This window comes from Serpentinimonas barnesii, from assembly GCF_000696225.1.
Lineage (GTDB): Bacteria > Pseudomonadota > Gammaproteobacteria > Burkholderiales > Burkholderiaceae_C > Serpentinimonas > Serpentinimonas barnesii.
This window is the reverse complement of the sequence record NZ_BAWN01000005.1, coordinates 85,070-98,500: the sequence shown is the minus strand read 5'-3', so window position 1 is coordinate 98,500 and position 13,431 is coordinate 85,070. Positions and strand designations below refer to the sequence as shown.

15 protein-coding genes are annotated in these 13,431 nt (G+C 68.5%); 10 read left to right on the top strand and 5 right to left on the bottom strand.

Annotated features, from left to right (window positions below):
• The first annotated feature begins 89 nt into the window (after positions 1-89).
• The 4 genes from SRAH_RS01705 to SRAH_RS01690 all read left to right on the top strand — a co-directional run bounded on the left by SRAH_RS01705 (position 90) and on the right by SRAH_RS01690 (position 4,301).
• Positions 90-728 (top strand): MotA/TolQ/ExbB proton channel family protein, encoded by a 639-nt coding sequence (locus SRAH_RS01705; RefSeq protein ID WP_029461628.1) that lies wholly within the window; start codon positions 90-92, stop codon positions 726-728.
• Positions 729-752: 24 nt separating this feature from the next.
• Positions 753-1,172 (top strand): ExbD/TolR family protein, encoded by a 420-nt coding sequence (locus SRAH_RS01700; protein ID WP_029461627.1) that lies wholly within the window; start codon positions 753-755, stop codon positions 1,170-1,172.
• Positions 1,162-2,337: a tetraacyldisaccharide 4'-kinase gene (gene lpxK / locus SRAH_RS01695; protein WP_232840961.1), complete on the top strand. Its 1,176-nt coding sequence runs from the start codon at positions 1,162-1,164 to the stop codon at positions 2,335-2,337. Before SRAH_RS01700 ends, lpxK begins: the two co-directional genes overlap by 11 nt.
• An 80-nt stretch (positions 2,338-2,417) precedes the next feature.
• Positions 2,418-4,301 carry a glutamine--tRNA ligase/YqeY domain fusion protein gene (locus SRAH_RS01690; protein WP_029461625.1) on the top strand — a complete coding sequence of 628 codons (1,884 nt, stop codon included), beginning with the start codon at positions 2,418-2,420 and terminating at the stop codon, positions 4,299-4,301.
• A 23-nt stretch (positions 4,302-4,324) separates the two neighbouring features.
• On the opposite strand, the gene SRAH_RS01685 is transcribed toward SRAH_RS01690, so the two are convergent.
• Both SRAH_RS01685 and SRAH_RS01680 read right to left on the bottom strand, forming a co-directional pair.
• Positions 4,325-4,642: a CcdB family protein gene (locus SRAH_RS01685; protein WP_029461624.1), complete on the bottom strand. Its 318-nt coding sequence runs from the start codon at positions 4,640-4,642 to the stop codon at positions 4,325-4,327.
• The gene (locus SRAH_RS01680; protein ID WP_029461623.1) at positions 4,642-4,905 is read right to left on the bottom strand and encodes a type II toxin-antitoxin system CcdA family antitoxin; all 264 of its coding nucleotides are present in this window, start codon (positions 4,903-4,905) and stop codon (positions 4,642-4,644) included. Before SRAH_RS01680 ends, SRAH_RS01685 begins: the two co-directional genes overlap by 1 nt.
• Before the next feature lie 112 nt (positions 4,906-5,017).
• Here SRAH_RS01680 and SRAH_RS01675 point away from each other — a divergent pair, with 112 nt between their 5' ends.
• Together SRAH_RS01675 and aroQ are read left to right on the top strand one after the other, a co-directional pair.
• Positions 5,018-5,914 carry a DMT family transporter gene (locus tag SRAH_RS01675; protein ID WP_029461622.1) on the top strand — a complete coding sequence of 299 codons (897 nt, stop codon included), beginning with the start codon at positions 5,018-5,020 and terminating at the stop codon, positions 5,912-5,914.
• The gene (aroQ, locus tag SRAH_RS01670; protein WP_029461621.1) at positions 5,911-6,369 is read left to right on the top strand and encodes a type II 3-dehydroquinate dehydratase; all 459 of its coding nucleotides are present in this window, start codon (positions 5,911-5,913) and stop codon (positions 6,367-6,369) included. Before SRAH_RS01675 ends, aroQ begins: the two co-directional genes overlap by 4 nt.
• 21 nt (positions 6,370-6,390) lie before the next feature.
• On the opposite strand, the gene aroC is transcribed toward aroQ, so the two are convergent.
• Positions 6,391-7,491: a chorismate synthase gene (aroC, locus tag SRAH_RS01665; protein WP_029461620.1), complete on the bottom strand. Its 1,101-nt coding sequence runs from the start codon at positions 7,489-7,491 to the stop codon at positions 6,391-6,393.
• Positions 7,492-7,541: 50 nt separating this feature from the next.
• Positions 7,542-8,003: a CBS domain-containing protein gene (locus SRAH_RS01660; protein WP_029461619.1), complete on the bottom strand. Its 462-nt coding sequence runs from the start codon at positions 8,001-8,003 to the stop codon at positions 7,542-7,544.
• 99 nt (positions 8,004-8,102) lie between these two features.
• On the opposite strand from SRAH_RS01660, the gene SRAH_RS01655 reads away from it, so the two are divergent.
• Both SRAH_RS01655 and SRAH_RS01650 read left to right on the top strand, forming a co-directional pair.
• Complete coding sequence (locus SRAH_RS01655) at positions 8,103-9,404, top strand: O-acetylhomoserine aminocarboxypropyltransferase (protein WP_029461618.1); 1,302 nt, start codon at positions 8,103-8,105, stop codon at positions 9,402-9,404.
• A gap of 5 nt (positions 9,405-9,409) precedes the next feature.
• On the top strand, positions 9,410-10,222 hold the full coding sequence (locus tag SRAH_RS01650; protein WP_029461617.1) for an alpha/beta fold hydrolase: 813 nt from the start codon (positions 9,410-9,412) through the stop codon (positions 10,220-10,222).
• Here the strand turns inward: SRAH_RS01650 and SRAH_RS01645 are convergent, their stop codons facing one another.
• Positions 10,223-11,452: a YihY family inner membrane protein gene (locus SRAH_RS01645; RefSeq protein ID WP_045475797.1), complete on the bottom strand. Its 1,230-nt coding sequence runs from the start codon at positions 11,450-11,452 to the stop codon at positions 10,223-10,225.
• Between the two features lie 65 nt (positions 11,453-11,517).
• Between SRAH_RS01645 and SRAH_RS01640 the strand changes: the two genes are divergently transcribed.
• Positions 11,518-11,976 (top strand): DUF2069 domain-containing protein, encoded by a 459-nt coding sequence (locus SRAH_RS01640; protein WP_082210008.1) that lies wholly within the window; start codon positions 11,518-11,520, stop codon positions 11,974-11,976.
• Positions 11,973-13,424 carry an FAD-binding oxidoreductase gene (locus tag SRAH_RS01635; protein ID WP_029461614.1) on the top strand — a complete coding sequence of 484 codons (1,452 nt, stop codon included), beginning with the start codon at positions 11,973-11,975 and terminating at the stop codon, positions 13,422-13,424. The genes SRAH_RS01640 and SRAH_RS01635 overlap by 4 nt, the downstream gene beginning before the upstream one ends.
• Positions 13,425-13,431: the final 7 nt, after the last annotated feature.

Below are 13,431 nucleotides of genomic sequence, written 5' to 3'. Positions count from 1 at the left end.
CCACAGGCCGCCAGAGGGCTGTGCATCGCCCTGCTGAGTGATAATCAAGGCCCTGCAAGCACCGCGCCGCGGCTGCAAGGAGACCCGCATTGTTTTCGATCATACAAGCCGCCGGCTGGCCCATTTGGCCGCTCATTGCCTGCTCGATCGTGGGGCTGGCATTGATCATCGAGCGTTTTTTGAGCCTGCGCGCCGTGCGCGTGGCGCCGCCGCTGTTGCTCGACGAAGCCATTTCGGTCTCGCAACTGGCCGTACCCACGCCTCAGGTGGTGCAGCAACTGGCTGACAACTCGGTGCTGGGTGAGCTGCTGGCGGCCGGCTTGCGCCAATTGCAACACAAACCGTCCAGCACCGAAGCCGAACTGCGCGCCAGCCTCGAAGCAGCCGGGCGTTTTGCCGCAGCCAAGCTGGAAAAATACCTCGGGGCGCTGGCCACCATTGCCTCGGTGGCCCCACTGATCGGCCTGCTGGGCACGGTGGTGGGCATGATCGAGATTTTTGCCTCGCAAGCCGGTCCGGGCGGCCTCACGCCAGGCGGCGGCAACCCGGAGCAACTCGCGCACGGCATCTCGATCGCGCTCTACAACACCGCCTTTGGCCTGATCATCGCCATTCCAGCCCTGATGTTCTGGCGCTACTTTCGCGCCCGCAACGAGGCCTGGCTGTTGCAGATGGAAGTGGCGGCCGAGCGCTTCGCCCAGCACCTGCTGACGCTGCGCCGTCCCTAAAGGCCAGGAGCCGAGAACATGGCCATCCGCTTCAAGCGCCGCGACCGGGAAGATCCCGAAATCAACCTGATCCCGTTCATCGACGTGTTGCTGGTGGTGCTGATTTTCCTCATGCTCACCGCCACCTTCAGCCGCTACACCCAGTTGCAGGTGCGCCTGCCCGAGGCCGACGCCGACGCGGCACAGGCGCAGGCGCGCGAGATCGTGGTCGAGGTCGGTCCCGATGGCCGCGTCGCCGTGTCGGGCCAAATGCTGGCCGCGTCCGGTGTGCAGGCGCTGACACAGGCGCTGCAACAGGCCGCCCAAGGCCAAACCGAGCCCTCGCTGGTGATCAACGCCGATGCGGCTGCCACCCACCAATCGGTGATTAATGTGATGGAAGCCGCCCGCAACGCCGGTTTGCAGCACATCACTTTTGCCACCCAACAGCCGCGTGGGCGCTGAACCCAAAGGCCACGCGGCGGCGCGCACGCAAGGTGCTTGGGTGCAGACGCTGCAACGCGCCTGGCTCGGTCGCGGCCCACTGGCCTGCCTGCTGTGGCCGCTTTCCCTGCTTTATCGGGCGGTGTGGATGCTGCGCACAGCGCTCTACCGCAGCGGCCTCAAAGGCTCGACCCGGCTGCCGGTGCCGGTGCTGGTGGTGGGCAACGTGGTGGTGGGAGGGAGCGGCAAAACCCCCACGCTGATCGGGCTGGTGCAACACCTGCAGGCCTTGGGCTGGCGGCCGGGTGTGCTCTCGCGCGGCCATGGGCGGCGCAGCACCGGCTGCCTGCCCGTGCAGCCAGACAGCCGCGCCGAGCAAGTGGGCGACGAACCGCTGCTGATTGCCCAATGCACCGGGGTGCCGGTGACCGTGGGCCGCCACCGCGCTGCCGCTGGGCGGGCGCTGCTGGCAGCGCACCCGGAGGTCAACCTGCTGCTGTGTGACGACGGCATGCAGCACTGGGCGCTGGCGCGCGATCTCACGGTGCTGGTCTTTGATGCGCGCGGCTGCGGCAACGGCTGGCTGCTGCCGGCCGGGATGCTGCGCCAGCCTTGGCCTGCGCCGGTCTGGGGCGGTGGACCACTGATCGTGCTGCAAACCGGGCTGCCTGCCGGTGCCCACCCCGACCCGGCGCTGGCCGCCGGGGCCCCGGTCTTTGCCGCCACGCGCCGCTTGGCCGATCAGGCTTATGACGCGCACGGGCAGCGGGTGGCGCTGCAGCACTGGGTGCCGGCGCCCATGCCAGCACGCGCCCAAAGTGAACTGGGGGCGGCTGCGGCTGATGCGCCAGTTCGAGGGCTTGGCGCTGCGCGCTGCGCCGCACTGGCCGGCATCGCCCAACCCGAAGCCTTCTTTGCCTTGCTGCGCCAGCGCGGGCTGCACCTGGAACACACCTTGGCCCTGCCCGACCACGCCGACAGCGCCACCTTGCTGCAGGCTCTTGCACCTTACCCGCCCGAGCTGATCTGGCTGTGCACCGAAAAAGACGCCGTCAAGCTTTTTGCCACGCTGCGGCAGCATGGCGGCCTTGCGCCCAAGGTTTTTGCCGTGGCGCTGGAGCAAGAAGCGCCCAGCGGCTTTTACGCGGCGGTGGCACACGCGCTGCGTCACCCCACCACGCCCTGAGCCCCGCCCGCGCAGGCAGAAAGCGCCCTAGGCAGCCTTGGGGCGCCTCTTCAAGCAAAGCGAACCCCTAAAATCCGCGCATGAGTTCCCGCCCTGCCCCACCCACGCCACACCCCGTCCAGCCACTCGCCCAGTCGGCCGAGGCCGGCTCCCCAACCGAGGCCAAGCCCAGCCACTTCCTGCGCCAGATCATCGAACACGATCTGCAAGCCGGCAGCTACGCCAGCCGGCGCTGGGGCGGCAGCCCCGGCGATGCGGCGCACCACGCGGCTGGCGCGCCCGACCCGGCACGCATCCGCACCCGCTTCCCGCCCGAGCCCAACGGCTACCTGCACATCGGCCACGCCAAGAGCATCTGCCTCAACTTCGGGCTGGCGCGCGACTACGGCGGCGTCTGCCACCTGCGCTTTGACGACACCAACCCCGAAAAAGAGGAGCAAGAATACGTCGATGCCATCGACGCCGCAGTGCGCTGGCTGGGCTTTGATTGGCAATCGGGCGGGGCCGCAGCTAGGGAAACGCACCGCTACTTTGCCAGCGACTACTTCGACTTCATGTACCGCGCCGCCGAATACCTGGTGCAGGCCGGGCACGCCTATGTGGATGAGCAAAGCGCCGAAGCCATGCGCGCCAACCGGGGCGACTTCAACCGAGCCGGAACCGACAGCCCCTACCGCAGCCGCAGCCCGGCCGAGAACCTGGAGCGGCTGCGCCAGATGCGCGCCGGCCAGCACCCCGACGGCGCCATGGTGCTGCGTGCCAAGATCGACATGGCCAGCCCGAATCTGAATCTGCGCGACCCGGCCCTGTACCGCATCCGCCGCGCCACCCACCACCGAACCGGAGACGCGTGGTGCATCTACCCGATGTACACCTACGCGCACCCGATCGAAGACGCGCTGGAGCAGATCACGCACAGCATTTGCACGCTCGAATTTGAAGACCAGCGCCCCTTTTACGACTGGCTGCTGGAGCGCCTGGCCGAAGGCGGCCTGCTGCAACACCCGCTGCCGCGCCAGTACGAGTTCGCGCGCCTCAACCTCACCTACGTGCTCACCAGCAAGCGCAAGCTGGCGCAACTGGTCAGCGAAGGCCGCGTCAGCGGCTGGGACGACCCGCGCCTGCCCACCCTGGCCGGGCTGCGCCGGCGCGGCTACACCCCGAGCGCGATCCGCCTGTTTGCCGAGCGCATCGGGGCCAGCAAGAGCGATTCCTGGATCGACTACGCCACCCTAGAGGGCTGCCTGCGCGAAGACCTGGAGCACAGCGCGCCGCGCGCCATGGCGGTGCTGGAGCCGCTCAAGCTGGTGCTGCAAAACTGGGACGAAATTTATGGCAGCCCGGATGCCACCGAAGGCTGCACCCTGCCCGCGCTGCCGCACACGCCCGAGGGGCAAGAAGCACCACCGCCGCGCCAGTTTCTGCTCGGGCGCGAGTTGTGGATCGAGCGCGACGACTTTGCCGCCGTGCCGCCCAAGGGCTATAAGCGCCTGTACCCGCCGCAAGCGGCCGGTGGCCCCGGCAACCGGGTGCGCCTCAAAGGCGCCTACGTGATCGAATGCACCGGCTACCGCGCCGACGCCAATGGCCACATCACCGAGGTACACGCGGTGCTGCTGCCCGGCACCAAGAGCGGCAGCCCGGGGGCCGACAGCCTCAAGGCCAAGGCCGCCATCACCTGGGTGGCCGCCGCCGACGCCGTGCCCGCCGAGGTGCGCCTGTACGAGCGCCTGTTCAACGCCGCCCAGCCCGAGGCCGGTGGGGCGGACTTTCTGCAAGCCCTCAACCCCGACAGCCTACAAACCGTGCAAGCCTGGCTCGAACCCACGCTGGCGCAGGCACAGCCCGAGCAGCGCTTCCAGTTCGAACGCCACGGCTACTTCGTGGCCGACCGGCTCGACCACAGCCCGGCGCGGCTGGTGTTCAACCGCATTGCCGCGCTCAAAGATTCCTGGGGCAAGTGAGGCGGCCGGCGGCGGCGCAGCCCTCAATAACCTTGAAACAAAAAATCCACTGCAGCGCAGATTTGCGCCTGCTCGTGGGCCAGCGAGTGCATGGCCGCCTTCAAAACCCGCCGTGGCACGGCAGCCATCTTGGGCGTTTCGAGCAAAAAGTCTTGGCCCTCGATGCGCAGCACCGGGGTGAGCCGCGTAGGCAGCCGCACCGCGGGAAAGTGTTGCAGGCTGCGCAGCGGGATCACCACCCGGCTGTCTAGGGCATCGAGCAGATCGCTCTGCACGTCCAGCAGCCAAGGGGTCGAATCGGCATGCGGGCCCTGATTGGCGTACACATCAAAGCGGGCCATCAAAAACTCCGCCACTGTTGCAGGGGCAGGCCTTCGGCCTCGAGCGTGGCGTTGTAGGCGGCAATGAAATCGGAATGCTCTTGGCACCAGCGGCGCTCCTGCTCGCGGCGCACCACTTCGCGCAAGTAGGCATCGCACAGTTGCGAGAGGTTGAGGTCGAGTTGCTTGGCCGCATCGATCACATCGCTGCTCAGGCTCAGATTGGCGGCGCGTTTACCGGCCAAGCCAGAATGGCGCCGCGGGGCTGCTTGAGTGGGTGACATGGTGGGCCTTTATGCGCATGTTTACACGCGCACATGCTAGCACACGGGGCCGCGTCACCGGTGTTGCAACGGGGCCCCACCGGAGCACCCCCGCTGAGCGACAATCCAGCCGATGCACCTGCCCATCGCCGCTGAATTCCTGCTCCTAGCCGCCCTGTGGGGCTCCTCGTTTTTGTTCATGATGCTGGGCGCGGCCGAGTTTGGGCCTTGGGCCACCGCCGGCTTGCGCGTGAGCGTGGCGGCGGCGGCGCTGCTGCCGCTGCTGCTGCTGGCCGGGCATTGGCGTGTGTTGCGCCAGCACGCCGGGGCGATTTTTGTTTCGGGGCTGCTGAGCTCGGCGCTGCCGTTTGCGCTCTTTGCTTGGGCGCTGCTGTCGATTTCAACCGGCTTGTCGGCCATTTTGAACGCCACCACGCCGCTGTTTGGAGCGGTGGTGGCTTGGCTGTGGCTGCGCGAGCGCCTGCCCGCCGGTCGGGCGCTGGGGCTGGCGGTGGGTTTTGCCGGGGTGCTGCTGCTCTCGTGGCCCAAGGCCGATTTTGGTGGCGGCGGCACCGGCTGGGCGGTGCTGGCTTGCTTGGGCGCCACGCTGTGCTACGGGCTGGCGGCCAGCCACCACCGGCGCTACCTGAGCGAGGTGCCGCCGCTGGTGATCGTGGGCGGCAGCCAGGTGGGGGCGGCGCTGGTGCTGGCGCTGCCCATGGCCTGGTTCTGGCCAGCGCAGACGCCCAGCCTAGGGGCTTGGGGCGCGGTGCTGGCGGTCGGGCTGCTGTGCTCGGCGCTGGCCTATCTGCTGTTTTTTCGCCTGATCGCGCGCGCCGGGGCCAGCAAGGCGCTCACCGTGACCTTTTTAATCCCGGTTTTTGCCCTGCTCTACGGCGCGCTGTTGCTGGATGAGGCGGTCACGCTGAGCATGGTCGTGGGCGGCGCCGTGATTCTGCTCGGGGTGCTGCTGGCCACCGGCGCCTTGCGCTGGCCGCGCCAAAAAATCGGCGCACAATCGGGTTTATGAAAAAAATCCTGCTCCTCAACGGCCCCAACCTCAACCTGCTCGGCACACGCGAGCCCGAGCTGTACGGGCACACCACGCTGGCCGACGTGGAGGCGGCGTTCCAGCACTGCGCCGCCAAGCTGGGCTATGCCGCCGAATGCCTGCAGAGCAACTGGGAAGGCGCGCTGATCGACAAGCTGCACGAGTACGGGCAGTTGCAGCGCGCCGGGCAGGCGCTGGGCTGCGTGTTTAACCCCGGTGCCTACACCCACACCTCGGTGGCGCTGCACGATGCCGTCAAGGGCGTGCCGCAGTTGCCGGTAGTCGAGTGCCACATCTCCAACGTGCACGCGCGCGAGCCCTTTAGGCACCACTCCTACCTCTCGCCAGCGGCGGCCGGGATCGTGATCGGCTTTGGCGTAGAGGGCTACCAGATTGCGCTGGAGGCGCTGGTGCGCAAATTCGGGGCTTCTTGAACCCCACCCACCCCACCCGGCTCAGCCCGGTGCCGCCGCCGCAATCGGCGCCTGTTCCAGCCGCACATCGCCGCACTGGGCGCGCTGGCGCAGCGCGTGGTCCATCAGCACCAGCGCCAGCAGCGCCTCGGCGATCGGCACCGCGCGCAGGCCCACGCAGGGGTCGTGGCGGCCCTTGGTGATGACCTCGGTGGGCTGGCCCTGCAGGTCGATCGAGGGGCGCGGCAGCAAGATCGAGCTGGTGGGTTTGATGGCCAGCGCAACCTCAATGTCTTGCCCGCTGCTGATGCCGCCCAGCACGCCACCGGCCTTGTTGCCCACGAAACCGGCTGGCGTGAGCGCATCGCCATGCGTGCTGCCCAAGTCGGCCACGCAGGCAAAACCGGCCCCGATCTCCACCCCCTTGACGGCGTTGAGCCCCATCATGGCGTAGGCGATGTCGGCATCGAGCTTGTCGTAGATCGGCTGGCCCAAGCCGGCTGGCACCCCCTGCGCCACCACGCGCAGCCGCGCGCCGCAGGAGTCGCCGCGCTTGCGCAGATCGAGCAGATAGTGCTCCAGCTCGGCCACATCGGACACCGGGGCAAAGAAGGGGTTGCACGCCACGTGCTCCCAGCCCTCAAAGGGGATTTCGAGCGCGCCCAGCGCCGTCAGGCAGCCCTTGAAAGTGACGCCGTATTGCTGCTGCAGCCACTTTTTGGCCACCGCCCCGGCAGCCACGGTGGGTGCGGTCAGGCGCGCCGAGGAGCGCCCGCCGCCGCGCGGGTCGCGCAGGCCGTATTTGCGCCAGTAGCTGTAGTCGGCGTGGCCGGGGCGAAAGGTCTGGACGATCTCGCCGTAGTCTTTGCTGCGCGGGTCGGTGTTGGGGATGAGCAGGGCGATCGGGGTGCCGGTGGTCTGTCCCTGATAGACGCCGCTGAGGATTTGCACCTGGTCGGGCTCTTTGCGCTGGGTCACGAAGGCGCTGCTGCCGGGGCGGCGCCGATCCAGCTCGGGCTGGATGTCGGCCTCGCTCAAGGCCATGCCGGGCGGGCAGCCGTCGATCACGCAGCCGATGGCCGGGCCGTGGGATTCACCAAAGTTGGTGACGCAAAACAGGGTGCCGAAGGTGTTGCCGCTCATGCGGCCAGATTATCCCAGATCGCCCCCTGTGAGCGCCCTCGTGGGCAATCTCAGGCCTTGTCGGCCGGCTGCGCCTCTTCCTCGGGCCAGTCGCGGATGTAGGCCTTGAGCATTTTGTTCTCAAAGTTTTGCGCTTCCACCACCGCCTTGGCCACGTCGTAAAAGCTGATCACGCCCATGAGCATGCGGTCGTCCATCACCGGCATGTAGCGGGTGTGTTTTTGCAGCATGAGCGGGCGCACCTGCTCCAGGTCGGTCTGGCTGGTGCAGCTCATGGGGTGGTCGTCCATCACGGCGCGCACCGTGCCCGTACCGCAATTGCCGCTGTTTTTGGCCACCGTGTGCAGCACCTCGCGAAAGGTCAGCATGCCCACCAATTCGCCGTGTTCCATCACCGCCAGCGAGCCGATGTCGAGCTCGGCCATGGTCTGCACCGCTTGGCTCAAGGGAACGTCGGGGGAGACGGTGTAGAGCGTGCCACCTTTGACACGCAAAATATCGCTGACCTTCATGGCAAAAACTCCTGTGCTGGCCGACTGGCTGACGGCCTCAAATATAGCCCACAATGGCAGCCCAATCCCCCCACACAAACCCGACCCCAGGAGCACCCCATGAGCGGCTTTGCCGACCCCGGCTTTGATACCCTGGCGCTGCACGCCGGTGCCGCCCCCGACCCCAGCACCGGAGCGCGCGCGCTGCCCATCCACCTAAGCACCTCGTTCGTGTTCGAATCGTGCGACCACGCGGCGGCGCTGTTCAACCTGGAGCGCGCCGGGCACGTGTACAGCCGCATCAGCAACCCCACCAACGCGGTGCTGGAGCAGCGCGTGGCCGCGCTCGAAGGCGGCGTGGGTGCCATTGCCACCGCCAGCGGGCAGGCGGCGCTGCACCTGGCCGTGGCCACCCTGATGGGGGCCGGTGGGCACCTGGTGGCGTCGAGCGCACTTTACGGCGGCAGCCACAACCTGCTGCAGCACACGCTGCGCCGCTTTGGCATCGAAACCACCTTTGTGGCACCGGCCGACCTCGATGGCTGGCGTGCCGCCGTGCGCCCCAACACCCGGCTGTTTTTTGGCGAGACGCTGGGCAACCCTGGGCTGGACGTGCTCGACGTGCCCGCCGTGGCGCAGATCGCGCACGAGGCCGGCCTGCCGCTGCTGCTCGACAGCACGCTCACCACCCCGTGGCTGATGCAGCCGCTGGCGCTGGGGGCCGACTTGGTGCTGCACTCGGCCACCAAGTTCCTCAGCGGCCACGGCACCGTGATCGGCGGCGTGCTGGTCGATGGCGGCAGCTTCGACTGGGAGCGCGCCGGGCGGCACCCGGAACTGTGCGCGCCCTACGCCGGTTTTCATGACATGGTATTCAGCGAGGAAGCCACGGTCGGGGCCTTTTTGTTGCGCGCGCGGCGCGAGGGACTGCGCGACTTTGGCGCCTGCCTGAGCCCGCACAGCGCCTGGCTGATTTTGCAAGGCATCGAAACCCTGCCGCTGCGCATGGCGCGCCACGTGAGCAACACCGAACAGGTGGTGCAATTTTTGGCGCGCCACCCCTTTGTGGGCCGCGTCGGTCACCCGCTGCTGGAGTCGCACCCCAGCCACGCCCTGGCCCAGCGGCTGCTGCCACGCGGGGCTGGCAGCGTGTTCAGCTTCGACCTCAAGGGCAGCCGCGCCCAAGGCCGCGCCTTCATCGAGGCGCTGCAAATTTTTAGCCACCTGGCCAATGTGGGCGACTGCCGCAGCCTGGTCATCCACCCGGCCAGCACCACGCACTTTCGCTTGAACGACGCCGAACTGGCGGCAGCCGGCATCGGGGCCGGGACGATCCGGCTCTCGATCGGGCTGGAAGACCCGGCCGACCTGATCGACGACCTCAAGCGCGCCCTGAAAGTGGCCGAAAAAGCTGGAGCCTAAACACCATGCGCATAGCCCTGCCCGACGGCCCCCTGTACGCCTACAGCGGCGGCCGCCCCTTCGACCCGGCCCGCCCCACGGTGCTGTTCATCCACGGCGTGCTCAACGACCACAGCGTCTGGATTTTGCAAAGCCGCTACCTGGCGCACCACGGCTACAACGCGCTGGCCATCGACCTGCCCGGCCACGGCCGCAGCGGCGGCACGGCCCCGGCCAGCGTGCAAGAAGCCGCCGCCAGCGTGCACGCCCTGCTGGATGCGCTGGGCATCGAGCGCGCGGCGCTGGTCGGCCACAGCTGGGGCTCGCTGATCGCGCTGCAAGCCAGCGCCGAAGCCCCGGCGCGCATCAGCCACCTGGCGCTGGTCGGCAGCGCCTACCCGATGCGCGTCGCGCCCGCCCTGCTGCAACTGGCCAGCGATGAGCCGCTGCAAGCCATCGAGCGCATCAACCAATACAGCCACAGCAGACTGGCCAGCGGGCCTACGGTGCTCGGCCCCGGCACCTGGCTGCGCGGCAGCGCGCGTGCGCTCATGCGCCGGGTGCTGGCCAGCAACGCGCAAACAAACCTGCTGCAGCGCGGCTTTACGGCCTGCGACCGCTACGACCAAGGCTTGCAAGCCCTGCAGCGCCTGAGCCGCCCGGTGCTGTTCATTCTGGGCAAGCTGGACCAGATGACGCCGCCCAAAGCCGCCCAGAGCCTGATCGACGCCGCCCCAGCCGGCAGCCGCGTGCTGCGCCTGGAGGCCGGTCACGCCCTGATGAGCGAAGCCCCGGATGCGGTGCTGCAGGGCTTGCGCGAATACCTCGCCCAGCCCTAATCAAACCGTGGGGTGCGGCAGCAGATCGGCCAGCCGCGCCTCGCTCCAGCGGCTGCGCTGCCACAGCGCCAGCGTGCCCGGCTCGACCGGCAGCAACAGGCTTTGCAGCAGCGGTGAGGCGGCGGTGTGCGCCGGGTCCACCAGCAGCACGAAGCGCTCGCCGCCCTCGTCGAGGCGCCCCACCCAATCGAGCGCCTGCAGCGCCTCCAGCGGGGCTTCGAGTTGCAGCGCATCCACGCGCAGCCGCGCCGCCAGCGCGTCCAGCGCCAGCCCGCGGCCACCGGCCTGGCGTTCGAGCTGCAACTGGGCCAGCGCCTCCAGCGCCAGTTGCATCGGCCAGCCGGGTGAGTCGCCGCGCCGCGCCACCCCGGCCAGCAAACTGGGCAGGTAAGCCGCCACCACCGCGCCCAGCAGCACGATCGACCACACCAGATAAACCCAAAACAGCAAAATCGGCAGCGTGGCCAGCGTGCCGTAAAGCAGCGAGAGCGTGGGCATGGCCACCAGATACCAGGCCAGCAGCCCCTTGACCAATTCCACCCCCAACGCGGCAAACAGGCCCCCGGCCAGCGCATGACTCCAGCGCACGCTGGCATTGGGCACGTAGCGAAACATGGCCCCAATGGCCAGCACAATCACCCCAAACTCCAACCCTTCCAGCAAGGTGAACAGCAAGCCATGCACGCCCGCCACCCAGCCCTGCGAGACCGAGAGCGCATAAGAAGTCAGGCTCAGGCTCAGGCCGATCAGCAGCGGGCCCAGCGTGAGCAGGCTCCAGTAGATCAGCAGCCGCTGCATGAACGAGCGCATGCGGCGCACGCGCCAGATTTCGTTGAGCTTCAAGTCGATGGACCAGACCATCACCAGCACCGTGAGCAGCAGGCCGATGGCCCCGACACCGCCCATCTGCGCCGCGTGCGCCGAAAACTGCGACAGATACTGCGCCATGGGCTCGGCAATGTGCGGCGGAATTAAGCCGCTGAGCAGCCACTGGCGCACCTGCAGCTCGATGCGGGCAAAGGCCGGAAACAGGCTAAACACCGCCATCGCCACGGTGATGAAGGGCACCAGGGCAAAGGCGGTGGTGAACGAGAGGCTGGCGGCGGCGTTGCTGAGGTCGTCGGCACGAAAGCGCTCGCGCAGCGTCTGCACCGTGGTGCGCCACGGAAAATGCCGCAGCCCATCCCACAGGGTCTGGGCCGGGCGGCGCAGAATATGGGCCGCACCCACGGCAGTCGATGACAGTTTCGATACCCGCATCCGGCTATCATGCCACGGTCTTTGCCCCCTGATTCATGAACCCAAGCACCTCCACCGATTACGAAGGCAGCGCCGACCACTTGGCGCTCACCTCCACCCCCCCCAGCGCGGCGGCGCGGCGCACCCGATTCATCGCGGTTGCCAGCGTGCTGGGCTTGATCGTGCTCGGCTTGGCCTGGGAGCTGTGGCTGGCGCCGCTGCGCGAAGGCGGCTCGTGGTGGGCGCTCAAGGTGCTGCCGCTGCTGCTGCCGCTGCCGGGCCTGCTGCGCCTGCGCATGTACACCTACCGCTGGGTGAGCCTGCTGGTGTGGCTGTATGTGCTCGAGGGCGTGATGCGCGCCACCACCGAAACCGGCTGGTCGCAGGCGCTGGCTGCGCTGCAGGTGCTGCTGTGCGTGGCCTTGTTTACGGCCTGCGCCATGCACATCAAACTGCGGCTGCAAGCGGCCAAGGCGCTGCGCGAGGCCGCCGCGGCTGGCAGCCCGCCTCCATGAGCCCCCCACCCGACCCCCTGCTCGACGCGCTGCGCGCCTGCGTCGGCGCCCCCTACGTGCTGGCGCCCGATGCGCCCCCGGCCGAACTCGAACCCTACGAGCGCGACTGGCGCGGCCGCCAGCGCGGTCGTGCGCGCGCCGTGGTGCGCCCGGGCAACACCGCCGAAGTAGTGGCCGTGGTGCGCGCCTGCGCCGCCGCCGGGGCCGCCATCGTGCCCCAAGGCGGCAACACCGGGCTGGTGCTGGGCGGCGTGCCCGACCCCAGCGGCACCGAGGTGCTGCTGTGCACACGGCGCCTGAACCGCATCCGCGCGCTCGATGCCGCCAACCTCACCCTCACGCTCGAAGCCGGCTGCGTGCTGCAAACGGCGCAGCAAGCCGCCGCCGACGCCGGCCTGTGGCTGCCGCTGAGTTTGGCTTCGGAAGGCAGTTGCACCATCGGCGGCAACCTGGCCACCAACGCCGGCGGCACCCAAGTGCTGCGCTTTGGCAACGCACGCGACCTGTGCCTGGGGCTCGAAGTGGTCTGTCCCAGCGGCGAAGTCTGGCACGGGCTGGGCGGCCTGCGCAAAGACAACACCGGCTACGACCTGCGGCATCTCTACATCGGCAGCGAGGGCACGCTGGGCATCCTCACCGCCGCCACGCTCAAACTGCAGCCGCAAGCAGCGGCGCAAGGCTGCGCCTGGGTTGGCGTGCCCAGTCTGCAAGCGGCGCTGGACTTGCTGGCGCTGGCGCAGCGCCAGCTCGGGCCGGGCCTAAGCGGCTTTGAGCTCATGGGCCAGTTGGCGCTGCAACTGGTGGCGCAGCACTTTCCCGAGCTGCGCCCGCCCTTGTGGCCGCACTGGCCCTACTGCGTGCTGATCGAGCTCAGCGAAAGCGCCGCGCCCGAGCAGGCGCAGGCCTTGGTGCACAGCCGCTTGCAGGCGCTGCTGCAAACCGCGCTGGAGCAAGGTTGCGCTGCGGATGCGGTGCTGGCCGAAACGCTGGCGCAGGCGCAGCGCCTGTGGCACATGCGCGAGTGCATCCCGCTGGCGCAGGCGCAAGAAGGGCTCAACGCCAAGCACGACATCAGCCTGCCGATCTCGCGCATACCGGCCTTTTGCGCCGAGGCCGAGGCCCTGCTGGCGCAAGCCCTGCCGGGTGCGCGCCTGGTCAACTTCGGCCACCTGGGCGACGGCAACCTGCACTACAACGTTCAGTGCCCCACCGGCGCCGACGCCGCCGCCTTTTTGCGCCAGCACGAGGCGCGCATCAACGCGCTGGTGTTCGACTGCGTGCAGCGCCACGGCGGCTCGATCAGCGCCGAGCACGGCATCGGCACCCTGCGCGCAGCCACCCTGCCGCGCTACAAAGACGCGCAGGCGCTGGCCCTGATGCGCCAGATCAAGCAGGCGCTGGACCCACTGGGCCTGCTCAATCCGGGGCGGGTGTTGGTGCGGGCTTGAGTGGCGC